Source organism: Exiguobacterium sp. ZOR0005 (genome assembly GCF_000798975.1).
GTDB classification, from domain to species: domain Bacteria; phylum Bacillota; class Bacilli; order Exiguobacteriales; family Exiguobacteriaceae; genus Exiguobacterium; species Exiguobacterium aurantiacum.
The window spans coordinates 1-21,453 of the sequence record NZ_JTLB01000034.1 but is presented as its reverse complement, the minus strand read 5'-3'; the positions used below and the strand labels follow the sequence as shown (position 1 = coordinate 21,453).

Here is a 21,453-nt window from a genome sequence, read left to right as displayed (position 1 = left end):
CGCTATGCTAGGAAAAGTGGAAAGAAACAGGAGGTGTATCGATTGAACAGCTTCCAACAGTTCAAATTGTTACCGTTTATCGTCGATGCCTTGACAGAAAAGCGCATCACAAAGCCAACCGACATTCAATCACGGATCATTCCAGCCGCGATGAATGGTCGTGACATCATCGGAAAATCACAGACCGGTACAGGGAAGACGCTTGCGTTTCTCTTGCCTATTTTAGAAGCAATCGATCCAAAAGAACAATCGGTCCAAGCAATCGTCGTCGCCCCGACGCGCGAACTCGCTTGGCAGATCCACGAAGAGTTGAAAACGCTCCTCGTCAAACAACCGGATTACATCAAATCGAGCTTGATCGTCGGCGGTACCGACCGCGAACGTCAAATCGAGCGCATGAAAAATCCACCGCAACTCATTATCGGGACACCGGGACGTCTTCTTGACTTGATGAAAGTACAAGCGTTGTTCCCGCACAAAGTCACGCATTTCGTCGTCGATGAAGCCGATCAAATGCTCGACATGGGCTTCTTGCCAGAAGTCGACCGGATCGCCCAGTCGTTGCCGGAAAAACTTCAGACGATGGTCTTCTCGGCCACTATTCCAGAGAAGCTCGAACCGTTCTTGAAGAAGTATTTGCATGACCCGCGCTACGCAGAAGCGAGCGCCGAGCATCGTGTCGCACCGAAAATCAAGCACCACACGATCCCGGTACGCCATCGTGATCGCAAAGAGCTGACGGTCGAAGTCGCCAAAGCGATCAATCCGTTCGTCTGTCTCGTGTTCACGAACACGAAACAAGAGGCGGACGAGCTTGAGTCGACGTTCCGTGAGGCTGGCCTCAACGTCGGGACACTTCATGGTGACATGCAGGCTCGTCGCCGGAAGCAAGCGATCAAAGATATTAACGACGCGAAGTATCAATACGTCATCGCGACCGACTTGGCTGCACGCGGCATCGATATTAAAGGTGTCTCACACGTCATCAACTTCGGCATCCCGAAAGACCTCGACTTCTACACGCACCGTGTCGGTCGGACGGGTCGCGCCGGGGCGACCGGTGAAGCGTACACGCTTTACGAAGATCACGAGAACGGTCCGATCAACCGTCTTGAAGAGCGCGGGTTCACGTTCACGCACGTCGACGTGCGAAACGGGTCACTCCAGCCAATCAAGACGCGCAAACGTCGTACGACAGACCGGAAGATGAAAGTTTCGCAGACGGCCCACAGCCGTATGGCCGGGGAAATCAAGAAGGCGAAGAAAAAAGTCAAACCGGGCTATAAGAAGAAGTTCAAGTATAAGTTGAAAGAGACGGCTTCACGTGAGCATATGCAAAGTCAGCGCCAAGAGCGCCGTGAAATCCGTAAAAAAAATAAGCGTTAAGCCAAAAGAAGAATCGACTTCGTGGAGTCGGTTCTTCTTTTTGTGTACACTGAAATGAGAAGATAAGAAGGGAAGATGACTATGTTAAAAATTGGTTCACACGTTTCAGTTTCCGGGAAAAAGATGCTGTTGGCCGGCAGTGAAGAGGCTGTCTCTTACGGGGCGACAACGATGATGGTATATACGGGTGCGCCCCAAAACACGCGGCGCAAACCGATTGAAGATTTAAATATCGAGGCCGCGCTCGCGCACATGGCCGCACACGATATCGAAGAAATCGTCGTCCACGCCCCTTATATCATCAATTTGGGCAACACGACGAAACCAGAGACGTTCGAACTCGCCGTCTCATTTTTGGCTCAGGAAATTAAACGGGCCGAGGCGCTCAAAGTCGCCCGACACGTCGTATTACACCCGGGTGCCCATGTCGGGGCTGGAGAAGAAGTAGGGCTCGCCCGCATCATCGAAGGGTTGAACGAAGTGCTCACGGGTGACGAGACGGTCAACATCGCACTCGAGACGATGGCCGGTAAAGGGAGTGAGCTCGGCAAGACGTTTGAAGAACTTGCGACGATCATCGATGGTGTCACGCATAACGAGCGGTTATCGGTCTGCCTCGACACGTGTCACGTCCACGACGCCGGCTACGACCTCGTCGGTGATTTGGACGGTGTCATCGAGCAGTTCGACCGCATCGTCGGACTCGACCGGCTTGGTGTCATCCACGTCAACGACTCGAAAAACGTGCGTGGGGCGAAAAAAGACCGTCACGAGAACATTGGCTACGGCGAAATCGGGTTTGACGTCTTGAACCGAATCATTCACCACGAGGCGTTCGCGCATTTGCCGAAAATTTTAGAGACACCTTATATCCCGATCAGCGAGAAGACGAAAGTCGCACCATACAAACAAGAGATTGACATGTTCCGGGCAGGCGCGTTCGATGCCGAATGGCGGGAGCGTTTCACGCTCGCGCACCAGTAAACGATGAATCGGCTTCGAATCGACCCAGGCGCGTTTGATGCCTGGTCCGCGCTGCCGGTCTATTTTCAAGAACAGAGCCCGTTCTATCTCGAGGGCGAGGTGTCGACCCCGACTGCGTTCATCGAGCTTGTCGGTCACGGCATCGTCGCAGAGGCGGACGTACTGCTCGTCGAGACGACAGAGCGGCCCGACGATCGCTACTGGTTGGTACCGTCCGTAGCGGTTGGGGTATACAGTCTCGTCGATTTACTTTCCGTCGACTTTCACCATCCACTGCTTCGAACTGGGTCTTATGATGCGACGACTGACTACGTCACGTTGAAGCGCCTGTGGGATGATGGATACCGTGTCCCATCGAAACGGTGGACCCGTGACTCGTATGAGGCGCATCTCGCGCGCGAACGACAATTTGAGTATCATACGCCGCCGACGACGCTGTGCGAACATTGTGCGTCTGATCTGTCAGTCCGTTATGGGCAGCAGCTGGCCGAGCGATTGATGGAATGCCACTTGGAGGCTGACGAGCAGATATGGGTATGTCCGACATGCCATCAGGCGATCCATTTCAAATAGAAAAGGAACGATGTCCACGTGGACATCGTTCCTTTTTGTTAAAATGGCCAGTTCGCGAGAGCGAATTGATATACCTTCATGCCGAGGAAGACACCGAAAATCCCGACGACCCCTGGGAGAACCGGTGGGGCCGGCAACGGTAACTTCAAGGCAGTGAAGATCATGCCACAGATCAGACCGGCGAGCAACGAGAGTAAAAGTTCTTGCATGATGATTCCTCCGTATAATGAAATGAAAACGTTTTAACAGCTTGACCGAATTAATTATACAACGTTATTTCTCCTTTGAGAAGTCTAACATCAGTCATCTGTCATTTTCTCGTTTTCAGCACGCAACCGGAGAACTTCGCGTTCGGCCCAGTTCGATGGCTCCCGCTCGAACACGCTCGGAATGTTGTTCCAACGGCCGCCTGTATACTGGTGGATGATGATTTGAGACTGGATCCGCTCTTGACCGGGTTCTTGCTTGATGTAGACGTATTTGCCGTCCGATCGTTGAATTCGTGCTTTGACGTTATCGACGAGTTGAAGGGCGATCATGTCTTTAATGTACGTTTTATGGCCAGAGTCAAGGATTGGGAACAAAATCTCGATTCGTTTTTTCATGTTACGCGTCATCCAATCGGCCGACGAGCAGTACAGATCCTCTTTTCCGTTTTGATAGAAGTAAAAGATACGGGAATGCTCCAAGTAGCGATCGATAATCGAGATGACGCGGATGTTGTCGGACACCCCTTTTATACCGGGGCGGAGACAACAGATGCCGCGGATAATCAAATCGATTTTGACACCGGCTTGGGAGGCGTCATACAACTTTGTGATGATCGACTTGTCGGTGAGGGAGTTCATCTTCGCGACGATGCGGCCGTTCCCGTACTTCTCGTGTAGTTTGATCTCGTCTTGAATCTTTTGCAAGAAAAAGTCGAGCATGTCGTCGGGAGATGTCTCGAACTCGTGCCACGACGGGCGCTCTCCGTAACCGGACAGCCAGTTGAAGAAGTTCGTCGCGTCCTCGGCGAGTTCCTCGTTCGTCGTCAACAGTCCGATGTCGGTGTATAGTTTCGCTGTCGAATCGTTATAGTTTCCGGTACCGAGATGAACGAAGCGTTGAAGCACACCGCCTTCTAAAATGCGGACGACGAGTGTGATTTTCGAGTGTGTCTTCAACTCTTTATAGCCGTAGATGACGTGGGCACCGGCTTTCTCGAGCTGTTTCGCCCACTGGATGTTTTTCTCCTCGTCAAACCGGGCTTTCAGTTCGACGAGAACCGTCACTTGTTTGCCGCTCTCGGCTGCGTCGGTGAGCGCTTTGATAATCGGTGAATCGCCAGACACGCGGTAAAGCGTCTGCTTGATGGCAAGGACGTTCGGGTCTTTCGCCGCTTGGGCGATGAAACGGACGACAGGGTCGAACGAGTGGTACGGATGGTGGAGTAAATAGTCGCGCTTGAGCAGACTTTTGAATAAATCCTTCCCCGACTCAAGGCCTTCCGGGATGAAGGGGATCAACGTCTCATTGATCATCTCATCGTATTCGATCCCGATTTTATTGTAGACGCCGAACAGGAACGTCAAATCGATCGGGCCATCGACGATGAAGATATCGCGGTCGTGCAAATCGAGAACGTCTTGTAACATGAACAATAGCTCTTTGCTCAATGAGCGTTGTTGCACTTCGAGCCGGATGGCGACCCCGTAGCGTCGCTTCTTCAACTCTTTCTCGATTTGTTTCAACACGTCCGGGCTGCCTTCTTCGTGGAACGGCATGTCAGCATTACGGGTGATCCGGAACGGCATCGTCGACTCGACTTCAAACCCTTTGAATAACGAGTCGACGAACTGGATGATCACGTCCTCGAGCAACATGAGGTCGGTATGATCTTCATCGTCTGTCGGTAACTCGAGGTAGCGCGGCAAGACGGCAGGCACTTGGACGAGAGCGAGCCGCTTTTTCCCTTCCTCTTTGGAAGCGATCTCGACGGCGATGTTGAGCGATTTCGACAATAGCATCGGGAAAGGGCGATAAGCATCGACGGCGATTGGCGTCAACACGGGAAACACGTGTGTCCGGAAGTACAGCTTGACAAAGTCGAGCTGTTCTTTGTTCAAATGCTTCGGACGTAAAAAGCGGACGTTTTTCGTCGCGAGTTGTTTCGTGATTTTTTTATAGGCCGCATATTGCATCTCGACGAGTTCTTGCGCTTTAATCGAAATCGCCTTGATTTGTTGTTTCGGTGTCAGTCCGGCTTTGTCCTCGGGACGGTTGAAGCCGGCGAGCACCTCGTCTTTCAAGCCGCCGAAACGGACCATGTAAAACTCGTCGAGGTTCGAGCTGAATATGCCGAGAAATTTCAATCGTTCCATGAGCGGATTGCGCTCGTCCATCGCTTCTTCTAACACTCGCTCGTTGAAGCTGAGCCAGCTGAGTTCTCGGTTGTTGAAGTGTTCTGGTAAGTAGGTCGTCATGAAGTGATCCTCTCCTCTATCCGTAACTCGATTGACATTTCAATCACTCGCTCCAAATGTTTCTTATGGCGGATGCCGCGCTGTACTTCAAACCGTGGGGATGTGGCCGTATGAAGGGTGAACACGAGCCCGTCGTCTGCGACGTCGACGTCGATATTCTCGACGACTTGTCGTTCGGTCAAGTCGAAGGCATCGACGAGCTTGACGATCGAGCCGAGCAGCTCAAGGCTTCTCAACATCTTCGAATCGAACCATTCTGGGAATCCTTCGATATGTTGGTCGAGCAGGCGACGTGACTTATAAGACGAGACTAAGGCGAGTGCGAGCCGGTCCTCATTGTTCAATCCTTTGAAGTCGCTCGTCGTGATCAAGTGGAACGTGTGGTCGCTCTTATTGTTATGGTCGATATATTCCCCGACGTAGGCGAGGCGGCACGCGCCTTCCAATAGGCCCGGTTCATACGGTTTCGGCTTGATCGCTTTCGCTTCAATCAGTCCGGTATAGATTTGGCGTGCCAAGTGGATGAGGTGGCGGTGTCGGGTCGGGTCGACGTCGTATTGGTTTTCAAAGTGACGGAAGCTCTCTTCTTTCACGTCGGCGAACCGGACCTCGTTGTTCGCCTTTAAGTAATATTCATAAAACAGACCTTCCCGCAAACCGTTGTTGCTCATCGTGAACTCAGGCACTTTCAAATAACGGGCCAGCTCCGCGATGGCGGTCACGGCCGGGCCGATGATGTCGACTCGGTCTTTCGATAACCCGTCGAGCCGGCCGAGTTGTTTACTCGACGTGTCGACGAGTTCTTCAACGACTTGATCGAGCCGCTCGGCGTCAATCGTGTATTGATGAATGCCTTCAAGCGGGAAATGCGACATCGACTGTTCGACGCGGACCAAGTTTCGGGCCGTCCCACCGACACCGACGAGCGGTACACCGTGCGGTTCGAGCCAATCGAGTTGTTTGAATGATTTTTTTAAAAACGAGACGAGTTGTTTACGTTCTTCTTTCGTCATGACGTCGCCTTTCATGAAGTCGTTCGTCAGTGTGACGGCACCGAACGGGAAGCTATGATAGAAAACGAGCTCACGGTCTTTAAAGTACGTCACTTCCATCGAACCGCCGCCGATATCGACCGAATAACCGTCCTCGACATAGGTCGAGTTGACGATGGCCGAATATCCATAAAACGCTTCTTCATAATCGCTCAACAACCGAATCTCAATCCCGGTCGCCTGACGCACTTCTTCTAATATGGCGTCCGAATTGTCGGCGTTACGAATCGCCGCTGTCGCCACCGGCAACGTCTCTTTGACGTCATGATGACCGTTCAGGCTTACAAAATGTCGCAACGTCTCGATCAACGAAGCGATACCGTCCGAGGACAACTCATTCGCTTCCGTGATATGGCTCGACAATCGCGCCACTTCTTTCACGTTCAATCGTTCAAAGTACTGTCCGTGCCCATTCACTTCGAATATGACGTTACGGATCGAGTTCGACCCGATATCAATGACTGCTAATTTTTTCTCCACGAAAAATCCCCCTCTATGCGTTACTATCAGTTTACAACGAATCCACCTCAAACTCACATGGATTTCATGTGAAGATGTGTATAACACATCGTCTCAAACTTGAAGCGATGCTTAATATTCTGTATAATACAGACGCCAAGCAAGTAGAAATGATTACGATTTATTTAATGAGAGAAGGTTATCTTATGACGACATCTGTCGTAAAACTAGACCACGTTTCATATTATTATGAAGGTACGGCCGCGTTGCAGAACGTGTCCATCGACATTAAGCAAGGCGATTTCGTCGCCGTCGTCGGGGAGAATGGTTCTGGCAAATCGACGTTGATTCGGTCGATCCTTGGATTGTTGACGCCAAAGACGGGTTCTGTCGAGCTGTTCGGTCGCCCGCAAGCCCAATTTAAAGACAAGTCCCGTATCAGTTACGTTTCCCAAAAAGCTGCATCCTTTAACTCGGGGTTCCCGGTGACGGTCGAAGAAGTCGTCGCCATGGGACGGTATGGACGGCTCGGCTTGTTCAAGCGTCTTAACATCGAGGATCGGGCTGCGATTCAAAACGCGCTCGAGACGGTGAACATGTGGCAATATCGAGACAAAAAGATTGGCAGCCTGTCCGGTGGCCAGCAACAGCGGGTATTCATCGCTCGCGCCATCGTCAACCAACCGGATCTCCTCATCTTGGATGAGCCGACCGTCGGGGTCGACCAGAAACATTTGCGTGACTTCTATGAAGTGCTCCACTTGTTGCGCGAGCACACGACGTGCACGTTCATTTTGGTGACGCATGACTTGAACGTCGTGACCGACCTCGTGACGAAAGTCGTCCATCTCGACCGCGGTCGGATGGCGTGCAATTGTGGATTGAAAGAGTATAGCGAACTGAGTGAATTGAAGTCGATCAAGCCGTATCCCGTCAAACTGCTCGTTCACGAGGGCACGTCATGATCGCGGATTTATTCACGTACAGCTTTTTACGCTACGCGTTCGTCGCAGCCGTCGTCATCGGGTTTACGGCCCCGCTGATCGGCTCGTTCGTCGTCGTCCGCCGCATGAGTTTGATTGCCGACGCCCTGTCACACGTGACGCTCGCCGGCATCTCGCTTAGCCTGTTCCTTGGGCAATACGTGTTGTTGTTCTCGGACTTGAACCCGCTGTATCTCGGGACGCTCGTCTCGGTGCTCGCGGCGTTAGGTCTCGATTGGCTTCGAAACAAGTACGTTCACTTCCAAGAGTTGTCGATCCCGATCATGATGTCGGCGGGAATGGGATTGAGCGCGATTTTCATCTCCTTGTCCCGTGGCTTCTCTGTCGACTTATCGACGTTGTTGTTCGGTTCGATCTCAGCGGTCAGTCCATCAGACATCGTCTTGATCCTTGCGGTGTCGTTCGTCACGTTGCTCGTCATCACAGTGTTTTATAAGCAACTGTTGTTTTTATCATTCGACGAAGAGCAAGCAAAAGTATCGGGATTACCGAGTACGTTGCTCCATATGCTGTTCATGTTCGTCGTCGCGCTCGTCATCGCCGTCAGTATGCGCATCGTCGGCACGTTGCTCGTCTCGAGTCTGATCACGCTGCCCGTCGCGGCGGCGCTCCGGTTCACGAAGAGCTTCAAACAGACGATCATGTGGTCCATCATCTTCGGTGAGGTCGCGACTATTGGCGGGCTCGTTCTCGCATACGAACTCGACGTCGCACCGGGGGGCGTCATCGTTCTCCTCGCAGTACTCATCTTGGCGGTCGTGATGGGAATTGAAAAAGTCGGTACGTTGCAGAAGAAGGAGGCCACACATGAATGAAACAGAACAATTGACACGTTTGCAGTCATCATCGCTCAAAGTGACACCGAAACGAATCGAGATGTACGCTTATTTGGCGAACGAAGAACGATACGTCAGTGCGAAGGACGTCCTCGACTATATGCGTTCAAAACATCCGACGATGAGTTTTGACACGGTGTACCGCAATTTGAAGTCGTTCGCCGAAGAAGGGCTGCTCGAGGCGACAGAATTGAGCGGAGAGAAGGCGTTCCGTGTCACATGCGGGGCGTCACATCATCATCACCACTTGATCTGCCGGGGGTGCGGCAAGACGAAACTGCTCGACTTATGTCCGATGCGATACGTCGAGGCACTCGATCCCGACTTTGAGGTCGTTGATCATAAGTTCGAGATTTATGGGTATTGTAAACAATGTAAGGCGGGAAGGGATTGACGCAGTCGATCCCTTTTTTGCTACATAGGAGAAAGGGGCGGAAGAGATGATTTATACGGCGAACGACATCAAACGGACCGACGAGACGGCAGCGAGGCTCGGCATGCCTGAAGAAGTGTTGATGGAACGCGCGGCTTCCGCGCTGGCGAGTCGACTCGCAGTGCCACCGTCCGCGTCCGTGCTCGTCGTCTGTGGCACCGGCAACAACGGCGGAGACGGGTGGGTCGTCGCCCGCGAGCTCGTGCAGCGCGGCCACGACGTTTTCGTCTGGACACCGCTCGGGGAACCGAAGTCCGCGGCGGCTGCGGCGCACGCCGCTTATGCGAAACAGTTTGTCACCGTCGTGTCTGAACCGGGACCTACCGACCTCATCATCGATGCGTTGTTCGGGATCGGGCTGGACGGTCCCGTCACTGGACAGGCCCGCGCTGTAATTTCATGGCTGCGCGACCAAGAGACGCCGATTTTTTCGATCGATGTCCCATCCGGTGTCACAAGTGACGCGGCGGACAGATTCGACGGCCATGCCGTCAAAGCGACGGCGACGTATACGTTGCACGGTTATAAACGGAGCGCGTTCTTACCGAAAACGGCTCCCTACTATGGAAAGGTCGAACGTGTCGATATCGGGTTGCCGCACACATCTTCGTGGCGTGTGCTGACGGAAGCCGACTTTGACGAGACGTTGCTCGCGCGTGACCTGTTCAGTCATAAAACGACGTATGGCCATGGCCTGTTGATCGGGGGGAGCACCCACTTGATCGGGGCACCGTTTCTTGCGGCCAAAGCCTCACTCCGCACCGGGATCGGCTTGCTCGACGTGGCGCTCCCGGAAACGGCGTCGCCTTTAAAAGCGACGCTGCCAGAAGCGATGTACTATGATATCGAGACAATCCCGGAGAAAGACTACGCGGCGACGGCGATCGGCCCCGGCATGATTGAGGGGGAAACGCTAGAACGAGTTTGGGAATCGGTCCGACAAAAGCAACGTCCATTGATCGTGGATGCTGGTGCGTTGACGGAAAGCCATCTCGAGGCGTCTGGTCCGATCACGCTCACCCCGCACCCCGGCGAGTTGGCTCGGTTGACGGGGAAATCGGTCGAGGAAATCGAGGATGACCGTTTCGAGGCGGCGCGTCAGTTTGCGATGAAGCACGGTGTCCATTTGATTTTGAAAGGGACGTATACGTTGATCGTGACGCCGGACGGAAGCGGTGCCGTCAACACGGTCGAAGCGTCGGCGCTCGCGAAAGGCGGGAGTGGGGACGTCCTGACCGGTATGGCACTCGCGCTATGGGCACGCAGTCGGCGTATCGAACCGAGACACAACCCGAACGAGCAAGCGGTGCTCTGGCACGCCCTCGCGGCTAGACGAGCGAGTGATCAGATTCACCCGGCGAGCGTTCTCGCGACTGACGTCATCGAGGCGATCGGGCGCATATAAGCATATAAAAAGAGGAATCTGTGCAGATTCCTCTTTTTTAGCGGTTTGAGATTGAATTCGTCGTCTCGAAATGGTTGACGAGATGAAGCGCCTCGCTCCATGAATGGATGCGACGGACGCCTTCAGGCAACGGTTTGCGGTTGTAGGGCGCGTCAAACAAAAGCACCGGAATTTCGGTCTGCTCATGGATCGAGATGGCGTTCTCGTAGCGGTCCTCCATGAACAAGTCGAGCGACAGTTCTTTGACGACTCCGACTTTGTCGTGGCTTCCCGTCATGATAAGCGAGTCGAGCGGGAGCGTCTGTCGTTTGATCCAGTCCTCGGTGACCGAACGGACGGCCTCGCTTCGGGCCGTGACGTAATGAAGACGATGGGACTCACGTATACGCCACAAGACGTCGCTTACTTCCGTATGGGGGAGCGAGCGACGATAAATCTCTTCCTCGTGTCCGTGCTCGATCATAAACTTCCAAAAATCATGTTGGGTCATATTCGTATACGTGTGTAGCTCATATTCGGTCGCCTGATGATAATCGATCGCATAACCGAGAGCATCATTCATATAGTGAAAACAGCTTTGCGGGTCCGTGACGGTCCCGTCGAGATCGATGCCGATATGCATGTTGTTCCCTCCTGACTCATAACGTCTATTGTACCAAAAACCCGCTCGGTTGCAACCGAGCGGGTGACGTGTTATTTCGATTGATTGGCGAGTTCTTGCTCTTCGAGTTCACGTGCGGCGAGTTTTTCGGCGACGATGGCGTCGATTTCTTTCTTCAACTCTTCGACCATGGTCGCTTCCGGAACTTTTCGGATGATCTTGCCGTGGCGGAAGAGCAGTCCTTCGTTACGTGCACCGGCGATTCCGATATCCGCTTCGCGCGCTTCCCCTGGCCCGTTGACCGCACATCCGAGCACGGCGACTTTAATGTTGACGTTGATGTTTTGGATGTACTCCTCGACTTCTTTCGCGATAGAAATCAAATCGATTTCAATCCGGCCACACGTCGGACACGAGATGAGCGTCGCAGCGTTCGCGGCGAGCCCGAACGACTTGAGCACTTCCTTGGCGACTTTGACTTCTTCGACCGGATCGTCTGAGAGTGAGACGCGCACCGTCGAACCAATCCCAAGCGAGAGGATCGCGCCGAGGCCGGCAGCTGATTTGAGTGACCCTGAGAAGAGCGGGCCCGACTCGGTGATCCCGACGTGGAGTGGATAGTCGAACGTCTTCGCAGCGAGCGTATACGCCTCGAGGGCGAGGTTCACGTCTGACGCTTTGAGCGAGATGATCGTGTTATAGAAACCGAGGTCTTCAAGGATTTTGACGTGGTGCATCGCACTCTCGACCATGCCTTGGGCCGTCGGGTAACCATATTTCTCGAGGAACTGCTTCTCGAGCGAGCCGGCGTTGACACCGATTCGAATCGGGATGCCTTTCGCTTTCGCCGCGTTGACGACGGCTTCGACTTTCTCACGACGGCCGATGTTACCCGGGTTGATCCGAATTTTATCGACGCCGCTCTCAATCGCCTTGAGTGCTAACTTGTAGTCGAAGTGGATGTCGACGACGAGCGGGATGTTGATGCGACTCTTGATTTCAGCAAGAGCGTCTGCGGCCCGTTCGTCCGGACAAGCGACACGGACGACTTGGCAACCGGCTTCTTCGAGACGCAAAATCTCGGCGACGGTCGCTTCGACATCGTGTGTTTTTGTCGTCGTCATCGACTGGATGACGACTTCGTCTGATCCCCCGATAATGAGGTTGCCGACACGGATCGGACGCGTTAATGAACGGTGTAAAATTTCTGACATATACATGATCTCCTTCTTTTGGAAAGGTTCCAATCGATATAAGATGATAGGTTTCCTATTTATCATAACGAAATGTTTGTGAAAAAGCACCCAGCAAGCGTTCATGAGATGTGCTCTTTACAAAGTCTAACGTTATCTTAACAGATGCTTCATAATTTTCCACCGTCTCGAGACCGATATATCGGACGTAGAGAAAGAATGGAAAGGTGAGGATCGGATTGATGATGTTAAAAAGATGGGGAAGACGGAAGTGGAGGATCGAACGGAGATTGCAATGGACGCTCATGCCGATTGTCATCGTCTTATTTTTGACGACGTTCGGATGGTTCGCGTTGCAAGCGGAACGACAGTTGACCACGGAAGTAGAAAAACGGCTGTACCGCGAGGCGACGGTCGTACGGGAGACGGTCAAGGCGACGTATGGCGCTTACGTCACGAGTGAGAAACTGCTCGCCCGCTCATTGAAATCCACATACATGCAGCAAGCCTCCATCTTGTCGGCGGACGGACTGGAGGCAAGTCAATATTTATTGCGAGACGGTGGGGTGGAACGGCTGACAGGGAAAGAGATTCGGTCGTTCGAGTCTGATGTCGCCGCCTTGGCAGGGACGGGTGCCCGAGTAATCGAAGGGACGGATACGTTCCTGTCCATTGTGCCGATCCCGGAATTGAAAGCGGATTATATACTTGTCGTCTCGAAACAGTCCGTACTCGGAACGATGTGGTCGCTTCGGCAAAGTGTCACCGTCATGATTCTCTTGTCCATGGTAGGCATCATATTATTGCTCAATCGCATGATTCATCGCGAACTGAGACCGGTGACGTTGTTCGCCGAGCATTTACGAGATGCCGTCAAACGCAGGACGTTCACACCGGTCGACTTGCGGGCGAAATCGTTCGAGATGAGTCAGCTCGAAGGAGAGTACAACACGTTGATCGGGTTGTGGAATACGTCCATCGATACGATGACGGAGACGTCGACGGCGTTCGAGTCGAGTTTGCCGACCTTTATGAGCCAGTTAGGGCGGAACGCCGAACAACTGACCGGATTTCAAGAAGTGGTTCGTGCCGTTGAACAGACGAGCGCATCGTATCAATCCTATACTGTCGAGACGACAAGCCGTTTTTCAGACGTCACGGATCGAATCAACGAGCTCCAAGAGGATATTCAACGCGTTGATGAGCAGGCGGAGAGATTGAAACTGACACTCATGGAAGAGCGGTCATCGTTCAGCTCGCTCCAAGGCGTGAGTAGCCAGTTCGAACAGAAAGCGACCTCGATTCGTCAGCGATTGCTCGAAAGTGAGACAGTATCTGTCGAAGCGGAACGCGCGCTTCAAACGATCTTATCGGTTGCGGCAGCGACGAAAATGTTGGCGCTCAACGCCTCGATTGAAGCGGCGAGGGCGGGCGAACACGGTAAAGGGTTTGCCGTCGTGGCTCATGAGGTCGGCCAACTCGCGAAAGTGACGAACGATTCGTCGGTGTCCGCCGTTGCGGCCATAGAGGCAATCCGTCGCGAGCGAGAGGTTACTTTGAAGGATATGGACCTATTAAGCGGAGACATTCTGCGTTTAGGCGAACAACTTTTTCGACTCGAAGCAGGAATCGAGACGATTGATCACGGCGTGCGTCATCAAATCGACTTCTATCAATCCATCGGCGACAAGACGGCGAAGACCGGAGCGGAGTTGTTGCAAATGGCCGAAGCGGTCGAACCACTCCAAGAAATCGGTCGAGCGCTCGATGAGAAGTTGAATGGACTATACGAGGGCGTGTCCGGCTTTGCGGACGCCCAAACGATGTTGAACGATACAGGCGATGAGCTCGGACATCAAAGTCAACGCCTACAACAAGTATTGTGTGAGCTTGTCCCGACAGAAGAGTCATAAAAACAAAGCCGAAACCGTCAATCCGGTTTCGGCTTTGTTGCGTGTTTCTTCTTTGCAGGAATAACTGTCAGCGGCACCGTCAAATACAGGATGATCAATCCGATTCCGACATAAAGAAAAGCGGGGGACAGATGAAACAAGACGATAAGTATGAACATCGGGACGATTGTCATCGCAACCGCATACGGCCAAGCTTGTCGATATGGCCAAGCCTTCCTTTGACGTACTCTCGTGATGAGTTGGACATAGAGGGCGGCAAGGGCGACCGTTATCATATAGAAGAAGAAGACGGCAAAGCCATGTAAAAACAACCACATCGGTGCAAAGAAGTCAGGTTGTAACATGATGTAATCAACGATCGTGACCAAAACGGCAAAGCCGATACTCGCAATCATATAAGCGTGGAGCGGGGCGAGACGGAGGCGTAGCGCCTGTTTCGTAGGGATGAGACTATGTCGTATAAATGTAGTGGTCGACTTAAGCATAGGTTAAACTCCAATCTGTTATAGTACAAACTCAAAAAAACAAACAAAAATCATACAGCTGTTTAATAAAACCTTAACATTAAACGTGTTTACATTCGGTTGGTGAAGAAGGCATAATGAGTAGGGCATTAACAACCAAGCAAACACAACCAATTCACAATTAAAAGGAGTACAAAAATCGTGGAATTACAAGAAATGTTATTCATGTTTTTTGGAGGTCTAGGGATCTTCCTATTCGGAATCAAATCGATGGGAGACGGCCTTCAGAAGTCAGCAGGAAATCGTCTGCGCGACATCCTTGATAAGTATACAACGAATCCATTTCTCGGGGTACTCGCCGGGATTATCGTAACTGTCTTGATTCAATCGTCGTCAGGTACGACCGTCATCACGGTCGGACTCGTCAGCGCCGGCTTCATGACACTCCGTCAAGCGATTGGGGTCATCATGGGGGCGAACATCGGGACAACTGTCACGGCGTTCATCATCGGTTTCGATGTCGGGGCGTACGCGCTTCCGATGATTGCAATCGGTGCCGTCTTCTTATTCTTCTTTAAGAAAGAGCGGTTCCAACATCTTGGACAAGTAGTATTTGGACTCGGTGCACTTTTCTACGGTCTTGAACTCATGGGTGACGGGATGCGTCCGCTCCGTTCAAGCGAGTACTTCATTGACTTGACTCAATCGATGAGTGACAATCCGTTTCTCGGTGTCATCGTCGGTACAGTGTTCACGGTTCTCGTTCAATCGTCTTCAGCTACAATCGGGATTTTACAAGAACTTTACGCAGGTGGTTCGATCGAACTTGATGCCGCCCTCCCGGTTCTATTCGGTGACAACATCGGGACGACGATTACGGCAATCCTTGCCTCAATCGGTGCTTCAGTAGCAGCTCGCCGCACAGCAGCGGCACACGTTATCTTTAACTTGATTGGTACGGTCATCTTCTTGATCATCTTGCCACTCTTCACACAATATATTTTCTGGATCACAGATTTGCTCGCCATCGAGTCGAAAATGCAAATCGCCTTCGCTCACGGTACGTTTAACATTGCGAACACGTTCATCCAGTTCTGGTTCATCGGAGCGATTGCTTGGATGGTCACGAAACTCGTACCAGGCGAAGATTCGATTGTCGATACGAAAGCTCAACATTTAGATCCAATCTTCATCCAGCAGTCGCCTTCGATTGCTGTCGAACAAGCGAAATACGAAGTCATTCGCATGGGCGATTTCGCGAAACTAGGTTTGGACGAGGCACGTAACTACATGGCGACTGGCGATAAGAAACACTCTGAAAAGTCAGCTCACATTGAAGAAGCGCTCAACTCGCTCAACGCGAAAATCACGGATTATCTCGTCAAACTTGCTGCGGTCGATTTGACAGAGCAAGAGTCGAAAGAGCACAAGACGTTGATGCATGCAATCAACGACATCGAGCGAATCGGTGACCATGTTGAGAACATCATCGAGTTGATTGACTATAAGACAGCGACTCGCGTGACGCTCTCGGCAGACGCGCAAAAAGAATTGACTGAAATGTATGATTTGACACGGGAAACACTTGAGAAGTCGCTTCAAACGCTCGCAAGCGGGGATATGAACGAAGCCCGTCAAGTGATTGAAATGGAAGCGAAACTCGATATGCTCGAGCGTCAGTTCCGTAAGAACCACGTCGTTCGCCTCAACACAGGTGAATGTGACGGCCAAGCTGGTATGTTCTTCGTCGATATGCTCTCGAACTTGGAGCGCATCGGTGACCATGCGATGAACATCACAGAGATCACGCTCGAAGATTCAAACAACGAAATGACGGTATAACGTGTAATAACCTTCACCCGATTTGTTCGGGTGAAGGTTTTTTACTGCCTTTCGTGGCTTTTCATTGACAGTGATGGCTTCATTCAGTATATTATTACTGTATAACAACATGGCGGTGTAGCTCAGCTGGCTAGAGCGTACGGTTCATACCCGTGAGGTCGTGGGTTCGACTCCCTCCGCCGCTATTTATAAGGACCCTTAGCTCAGCTGGTTAGAGCAGACGGCTCATAACCGTCCGGTCGTAGGTTCAAGTCCTACAGGGTCCATTGGAGACAGCTTTCTTATATGAAAGCTGTCTTTTTTGTTTTCAAAGTCCAAGACGTGGGTAAATATCCGTTAGCATTTTGTTTTTTGAAAAATATGAAATGAGGCGAATGAGATGGAACGAAATCATACGATGATGCAATTCTTTGAGTGGCATGTCCCGGCTGACCAGAAACATTGGAAACGATTGAAAGAGCGGGCTGAGGAATTAAAAGAGGCAGGCATTACAGGCTTCTGGTTGCCCCCGGTCACGAAAGGTCAAAGCGACGAGGACACAGGGTATGGCATTTACGATTTGTATGATTTGGGCGAGTTTGATCAAAAAGGTACGATCGCCACGAAATATGGGACAAAACAAGAGCTACTCGAAGCGACCGAACACGTTCAGTCGCTCGGGATGCAAGTGTATATGGACGTCGTCTTGAACCATAAGGCCGGAGCGGATGCGACCGAGAAGTTTAATGTGTTAGAAGTCGACCCGGACGACCGGACGAAAGTGTTGTCTGAAGAGCCGTTCGAGATCGAAGGTTGGACGAAATTTGACTATGAGGGCCGAAACGGTAAATATTCGAAGTTCAAATGGAACTTCCATCACTTCAACGGAACCGATTACGATGCGGCGACGGAACATAGCGGCATCTTCTTCATCCTAGGTGAAAATAAAAAATGGAACGACAACGTCGATGATGAGTTCGGCGTGTACGACTATTTAATGTTCGCGAACATCGATTATCATCATCCGGAAGTGAGAGAAGAAGTGCTCAACTGGGGCAAGTGGTTCATCGAAGAGACGAAATGCGATGGGTTCCGTCTCGATGCGATCAAACACATCAACTACGATTTCGTCAAAGAGTTCAGCCAGACGATGAAAGACGAGAAAGGTGAAAACTTTTATCTCGTCGGCGAGTTTTGGAAGTCGGAGCTCGAAGATTGTCGCGCGTTCTTAGATAACATCGATTATCACGTCGATCTCTTTGACGTGCCGCTCCATTACAACTTACAACGGGCGTCGGTCGAAGGCGAGTCGTTCGACATGCGGACGATCTTTGACGACACGCTCGTCCAGTCCCACCCGCTTCATTCCGTCACGTTCGTCGATAATCATGATTCGCAACCGGCCGAGGCGCTTGAGTCATGGGTCGAGGATTGGTTTAAACAGATCGCCTACGGTTTGATCTTACTTCGTCAAGACGGTTATCCATGTGTGTTTTATGGAGACTACTATGGCATCAACGGACCTCATCCGGCTGAAGGGAAGAAGGAAGCGATCGATCCACTCCTCTACGCACGCCGTGAAAAAGCTTATGGCCAACAGGACGACTACTTCGATGACGAGCACGTGATCGGTTGGGTCCGACACGGTGTTGAAGAGATTGAACGCTCGGGCTGTGCCGTCATCATATCGAACTCAGAAGAAGCCGAGAAACAAATGTTCGTCGGGGAACACCGTGCCGGAGAGAAATGGATCGATTTGACGAACACGGTCGATGAGGTCATCGAGATTGACGAAGACGGAAATGGGGTATTTAAAGTGGCGGCAGGGTCTATCTCGGTTTGGGCGTTGCCGGAGGAAGACGTTGAATAAAGCGTTACAATTGAGAATGGCGTCACAAATCTGTTACATTTAAAACGAACGTTGTTCACACCAAATTTAAGGGGGATTTTAGTTATGGCTAAATTTGAATTACCACAACTTGATTACGCATACGATGCACTCGAACCACACATTGACGCACGCACGATGGAAATCCACCATTCAAAACATCACAACACTTACGTCACAAACGTAAACAATGCACTCGAAGGAAAAGACGTGGAGTATTCTTCACTTGAAGAGTTGCTCCAAAACCTCGATTCACTTCCTGCTGACATTCAAACGGCAGTTCGTAACAACGGTGGCGGACATTGGAACCACTCGTTCTTCTGGAAGTTGCTCAAGAAAAATGAAAACGGGGCGCCATCTGGTGAACTCGCTTCAGCAATCGACGAGGCGTTCGGCAGCTTTGATGCGTTCAAAGACGAGTTCGCGAAAGCGGCAGCTGGTCGTTTCGGTTCAGGATGGGCTTGGCTCGTCGTGAAAAACGGAAAACTTGAAGTGACGTCGACACCGAACCAAGATTCACCAATCATGGAAGGTATTACGCCGATCCTCGGACTTGACGTTTGGGAGCATGCGTATTACTTGAACTATCAAAACCGTCGCCCAGACTACATCCAAGCGTTCTTCCACGTCATTGACTGGGATTACGTGGCGAAGCTTTACGCAGACGCAAAATAATCATCATTCCCGGGATTCGGTAGAATCTCGGGATTTTTTATACATTTAATTATTTTGTAAACAAATTATGATATAGTGAAAATCGAGTCAAAAAATAGAAATATCGAAAAATATTATTAATAGAAGCAACTGATTGAGGGAGGAGACAATTGAATTGGCTAGACATCGCGTGAAAGTGCCAAAAAAACGGCGCAACCACCTTCCGTTGCGCTTGAATCTACTATTTTTCATCGTGTTCATGTTGTTCGCGACGCTCATATTCCGTTTAGGGGTCGTTCAAATCGTGAACGGGGAACTGATTGCCCGTGAAGTCCAAAAGACAGAGTCGAGTAAGATCAAATACGAGGTGCCGCGCGGGAAGATTTACGATCGCAACGGTCAAGTGCTCGCCGACACGATCTCGAACTATTCGGTCATGTACCGGCGGTCTCAAGTGACGAAGACGGAAGAACGTCTAGATGTCGCCGTCAAGCTCGCCGAAATTTTGGACGTCCCGGAAAAAGATCGAAAAGTGACGGAGCGAGACCGGAAAGACTATTGGATCGCCGTTGACCCGGACCGATCGCGAGAACGCGTCCAGGCGTTGCTCGCCGATTTATCGGAGGAAGCGCGGGCGGCGCTGTCGAACCAAGACGTCGACCAGTTGCTCCTCGATTCGATTACAGATGAAGAGATCGCATTCGACGATGCGACCGAAGAGATTATCGCCATCAAACATAATATGGAAAGTGGATATGCGTTAGATCCGCAGCTCATCAAAGTAGGGGCATCGCCAAAAGAGATCGCTCTAATTGAAGAAAATTTAGAACTGTTGCCAGGCGTCAGTGTCGAACCGTATTATCAGCGTGAATATCCGTTCGGGCAGACGTTCCAAAGCTTCCTCGGGAGCTACCGACAGATTCCGGCCGAGCAGCGTGCCTCGTATCAGGCAAAAGGTTACGGGTTAAATGACCGCGTCGGTACGTCTTATCTCGAACAGCAATATGAGGATGTGTTACGGGGGACACCGGCCTACGACGTATTTACGACATACAAAGGCCAACCGGTCGGCGAACCGACCCGTGTCAGCGGGAATCCAGGGAAAGACATCGTTTTATCGACGGATATCGTGTTCCAAAAAGAAGTCGATGAGATTTTGCAAAAAGCGATCCGGGCCGGACGCGCCGGCAGCCCGAACTTTGACCGTGCGTTCGTCGTCGTGATGAATCCGCAGACGGGCGAACTGCTCGCCTTATCCGGACAAGAGCTTGACTTAGAGACGAATGAATTCAAAGACGTCTCGACAGGAACGGTACTTCGCGCGAGCCAAATCGGTTCAACGATTAAAGGGGCGACGGTCGCCTTCGGTCTCGAAGAAGGTGTCATTCGTCCGGGTGAATACATTTATGACACCCCGATTCGGATTGGATCTTCATTGAAATCTTCGTACCGGAACATGGGGAACATTAACGACCTCGACGCGCTCGCGCTGTCGTCGAACATTTATATGTTCCAAATCGCGCTTCGTCTCGCGGACTATTATTCGACGGGACAAATCGTTGGGGAAAATGTGACGGAAGCGTTCAATACAATGGAACACTACTATAAACAGTTCGGCCTCGGCATCGAGACCGGCATCGATCTGCCGTTCGAGTCGACTGGTTTCAGAAGTGTCCCGGACCGTGTCACGCTCCTGATGGACATGTCAATCGGGCAGTTCATCTCGTATACGCCGATTCAACTGGCGCAATACACGTCGGCACTCGCGAACGGTGGCTACCGTGTCCAACCGCACTTGTTGAAAGAAATCATCGAGCCTGGGTCGCTCGATGAAGAGAACAAGCAAGTCGTCAGCACGTTCCAACCGAACGCGCTCAACAAAGTCAACATTCGCGACGAATATATCGAACGCGTGCGTCAAGGGTATCGTCAAGGCGTCGAGAGCGGTACGTCGCGCATCTTGCAACAGACAGGAATGACGGCCGCCGGAAAGACCGGTACGGCGCAAGCCATCGCCGAAGGACCGGACGGACAAGCGAAACGGAATGCGAACGGAGAACCGATCAAGACGTTCAACTCGAACCACGTCGGGTGGGCACCGTACGACAATCCTGAGATCGCTTGGGCCATCATCATGCCGGGTCTCGAAGCGGAAGGCGTCAACACGCGCGTCGCCCACGACATCATGAAGGCATATTTCAACCTTGAAGATGTACAAGCACAACTCCAGTAAAGGAGCCACTTCTGAACTGAACCAAAAAAGTTAGACACTAAATAATTTGTCAGGCGACTTCGAGAACCTGGGTCCGGTATTCCACCGGG

18 protein-coding genes and 2 tRNA genes are annotated in these 21,453 nt (G+C 51.6%); 14 read left to right on the top strand and 6 right to left on the bottom strand.

Going from position 1 to position 21,453, the window contains the following annotated elements; translation table 11 throughout:
* Window positions 1–42 precede the first annotated feature (42 nt).
* The 3 genes from L971_RS13720 to L971_RS13710 all read left to right on the top strand — a co-directional run bounded on the left by L971_RS13720 (window position 43) and on the right by L971_RS13710 (window position 2,943).
* Window positions 43–1,386 carry a DEAD/DEAH box helicase gene (locus tag L971_RS13720; protein ID WP_024371459.1) on the top strand — a complete coding sequence of 448 codons (1,344 nt, stop codon included), beginning with the start codon at window positions 43–45 and terminating at the stop codon, window positions 1,384–1,386.
* 81 nt (window positions 1,387–1,467) lie between these two features.
* The gene (locus tag L971_RS13715; protein ID WP_029334756.1) at window positions 1,468–2,370 is read left to right on the top strand and encodes a deoxyribonuclease IV; all 903 of its coding nucleotides are present in this window, start codon (window positions 1,468–1,470) and stop codon (window positions 2,368–2,370) included.
* Window positions 2,371–2,373: 3 nt separating this feature from the next.
* A complete protein-coding gene (locus L971_RS13710) occupies window positions 2,374–2,943 on the top strand; it encodes a hypothetical protein (RefSeq protein ID WP_047376334.1) in 570 nt (189 codons plus the stop codon).
* 38 nt (window positions 2,944–2,981) lie between these two features.
* Here the strand turns inward: L971_RS13710 and L971_RS13705 are convergent, their stop codons facing one another.
* The 3 genes from L971_RS13705 to L971_RS13695 all read right to left on the bottom strand — a co-directional run bounded on the left by L971_RS13705 (window position 2,982) and on the right by L971_RS13695 (window position 6,940).
* On the bottom strand, window positions 2,982–3,152 hold the full coding sequence (locus tag L971_RS13705) for a DUF1427 family protein (protein WP_174233462.1): 171 nt from the start codon (window positions 3,150–3,152) through the stop codon (window positions 2,982–2,984).
* Window positions 3,153–3,242: 90 nt separating this feature from the next.
* A complete protein-coding gene (locus tag L971_RS13700; protein WP_047376333.1) occupies window positions 3,243–5,408 on the bottom strand; it encodes an RNA degradosome polyphosphate kinase in 2,166 nt (721 codons plus the stop codon).
* Entirely contained in the window at window positions 5,405–6,940 is a 1,536-nt protein-coding gene (locus tag L971_RS13695) for a Ppx/GppA family phosphatase (RefSeq protein ID WP_047376332.1), read from the bottom strand. The genes L971_RS13700 and L971_RS13695 overlap by 4 nt, the downstream gene beginning before the upstream one ends.
* Window positions 6,941–7,125: 185 nt before the next feature.
* Here L971_RS13695 and L971_RS13690 point away from each other — a divergent pair, with 185 nt between their 5' ends.
* Genes L971_RS13690 through L971_RS13675 form a run of 4 tightly spaced genes read left to right on the top strand, consistent with a single transcriptional unit; the run spans window position 7,126 to window position 10,597 of the window.
* Window positions 7,126–7,884 carry a metal ABC transporter ATP-binding protein gene (locus L971_RS13690; RefSeq protein ID WP_029334760.1) on the top strand — a complete coding sequence of 253 codons (759 nt, stop codon included), beginning with the start codon at window positions 7,126–7,128 and terminating at the stop codon, window positions 7,882–7,884.
* Window positions 7,881–8,738: a metal ABC transporter permease gene (locus L971_RS13685; protein WP_024371465.1), complete on the top strand. Its 858-nt coding sequence runs from the start codon at window positions 7,881–7,883 to the stop codon at window positions 8,736–8,738. The genes L971_RS13690 and L971_RS13685 overlap by 4 nt, the downstream gene beginning before the upstream one ends.
* Window positions 8,731–9,153, top strand: a complete 423-nt coding sequence (locus L971_RS13680) for a Fur family transcriptional regulator (RefSeq protein WP_024371466.1) — start codon at window positions 8,731–8,733, stop codon at window positions 9,151–9,153. Before L971_RS13685 ends, L971_RS13680 begins: the two co-directional genes overlap by 8 nt.
* A 46-nt stretch (window positions 9,154–9,199) precedes the next feature.
* Window positions 9,200–10,597: a bifunctional ADP-dependent NAD(P)H-hydrate dehydratase/NAD(P)H-hydrate epimerase gene (locus tag L971_RS13675; protein ID WP_047376331.1), complete on the top strand. Its 1,398-nt coding sequence runs from the start codon at window positions 9,200–9,202 to the stop codon at window positions 10,595–10,597.
* Window positions 10,598–10,634: 37 nt separating this feature from the next.
* Here the strand turns inward: L971_RS13675 and L971_RS13670 are convergent, their stop codons facing one another.
* Window positions 10,635–11,219, bottom strand: coding sequence for a hypothetical protein (locus tag L971_RS13670; protein WP_034799070.1), 585 nt, complete (start codon window positions 11,217–11,219; stop codon window positions 10,635–10,637).
* 71 nt (window positions 11,220–11,290) lie between these two features.
* The gene (gene ispG / locus L971_RS13665; protein WP_024371469.1) at window positions 11,291–12,412 is read right to left on the bottom strand and encodes a flavodoxin-dependent (E)-4-hydroxy-3-methylbut-2-enyl-diphosphate synthase; all 1,122 of its coding nucleotides are present in this window, start codon (window positions 12,410–12,412) and stop codon (window positions 11,291–11,293) included.
* A 221-nt stretch (window positions 12,413–12,633) separates the two neighbouring features.
* Between ispG and L971_RS13660 the strand changes: the two genes are divergently transcribed.
* Window positions 12,634–14,304, top strand: a complete 1,671-nt coding sequence (locus L971_RS13660; RefSeq protein WP_231557615.1) for a methyl-accepting chemotaxis protein — start codon at window positions 12,634–12,636, stop codon at window positions 14,302–14,304.
* 17 nt (window positions 14,305–14,321) lie between these two features.
* Here the strand turns inward: L971_RS13660 and L971_RS13655 are convergent, their stop codons facing one another.
* The gene (locus L971_RS13655; RefSeq protein WP_024371471.1) at window positions 14,322–14,789 is read right to left on the bottom strand and encodes a hypothetical protein; all 468 of its coding nucleotides are present in this window, start codon (window positions 14,787–14,789) and stop codon (window positions 14,322–14,324) included.
* A 195-nt stretch (window positions 14,790–14,984) separates the two neighbouring features.
* On the opposite strand from L971_RS13655, the gene L971_RS13650 reads away from it, so the two are divergent.
* From L971_RS13650 to L971_RS13625, 6 genes are all read left to right on the top strand, one after another.
* Window positions 14,985–16,610, top strand: a complete 1,626-nt coding sequence (locus L971_RS13650; protein ID WP_029693757.1) for a Na/Pi cotransporter family protein — start codon at window positions 14,985–14,987, stop codon at window positions 16,608–16,610.
* Between the two features lie 111 nt (window positions 16,611–16,721).
* A tRNA-Met gene (locus L971_RS13645) sits at window positions 16,722–16,795 on the top strand.
* A 7-nt stretch (window positions 16,796–16,802) separates the two neighbouring features.
* Window positions 16,803–16,876, top strand: a tRNA-Ile gene (locus L971_RS13640).
* Window positions 16,877–16,989: 113 nt separating this feature from the next.
* A complete protein-coding gene (locus L971_RS13635) occupies window positions 16,990–18,459 on the top strand; it encodes an alpha-amylase (protein WP_024371473.1) in 1,470 nt (489 codons plus the stop codon).
* 84 nt (window positions 18,460–18,543) lie between these two features.
* Window positions 18,544–19,152 carry a superoxide dismutase gene (locus L971_RS13630; RefSeq protein ID WP_024371474.1) on the top strand — a complete coding sequence of 203 codons (609 nt, stop codon included), beginning with the start codon at window positions 18,544–18,546 and terminating at the stop codon, window positions 19,150–19,152.
* A 154-nt stretch (window positions 19,153–19,306) separates the two neighbouring features.
* Window positions 19,307–21,364, top strand: a complete 2,058-nt coding sequence (locus L971_RS13625; RefSeq protein ID WP_052200408.1) for a penicillin-binding protein 2 — start codon at window positions 19,307–19,309, stop codon at window positions 21,362–21,364.
* Window positions 21,365–21,453: the final 89 nt, after the last annotated feature.

Coding starts and splice junctions, on each gene's coding strand:
- L971_RS13715 (WP_029334756.1), top strand. CDS start 1,468: ATGTTAAAAATTGGTTCACACGTTTCAGTTTCCGGGAAAAAGATGCTG.
- L971_RS13710 (WP_047376334.1), top strand. CDS start 2,374: ATGAATCGGCTTCGAATCGACCCAGGCGCGTTTGATGCCTGGTCCGCG.
- L971_RS13705 (WP_174233462.1), bottom strand. CDS start 3,152: ATGCAAGAACTTTTACTCTCGTTGCTCGCCGGTCTGATCTGTGGCATG.
- L971_RS13700 (WP_047376333.1), bottom strand. CDS start 5,408: ATGACGACCTACTTACCAGAACACTTCAACAACCGAGAACTCAGCTGG.
- L971_RS13690 (WP_029334760.1), top strand. CDS start 7,126: ATGACGACATCTGTCGTAAAACTAGACCACGTTTCATATTATTATGAA.
- L971_RS13685 (WP_024371465.1), top strand. CDS start 7,881: ATGATCGCGGATTTATTCACGTACAGCTTTTTACGCTACGCGTTCGTC.
- L971_RS13680 (WP_024371466.1), top strand. CDS start 8,731: ATGAATGAAACAGAACAATTGACACGTTTGCAGTCATCATCGCTCAAA.
- L971_RS13675 (WP_047376331.1), top strand. CDS start 9,200: ATGATTTATACGGCGAACGACATCAAACGGACCGACGAGACGGCAGCG.
- L971_RS13670 (WP_034799070.1), bottom strand. CDS start 11,219: ATGCATATCGGCATCGATCTCGACGGGACCGTCACGGACCCGCAAAGC.
- ispG (WP_024371469.1), bottom strand. CDS start 12,412: ATGTCAGAAATTTTACACCGTTCATTAACGCGTCCGATCCGTGTCGGC.
- L971_RS13660 (WP_231557615.1), top strand. CDS start 12,634: ATGATGTTAAAAAGATGGGGAAGACGGAAGTGGAGGATCGAACGGAGA.
- L971_RS13655 (WP_024371471.1), bottom strand. CDS start 14,789: ATGCTTAAGTCGACCACTACATTTATACGACATAGTCTCATCCCTACG.
- L971_RS13650 (WP_029693757.1), top strand. CDS start 14,985: ATGTTATTCATGTTTTTTGGAGGTCTAGGGATCTTCCTATTCGGAATC.
- L971_RS13635 (WP_024371473.1), top strand. CDS start 16,990: ATGGAACGAAATCATACGATGATGCAATTCTTTGAGTGGCATGTCCCG.
- L971_RS13630 (WP_024371474.1), top strand. CDS start 18,544: ATGGCTAAATTTGAATTACCACAACTTGATTACGCATACGATGCACTC.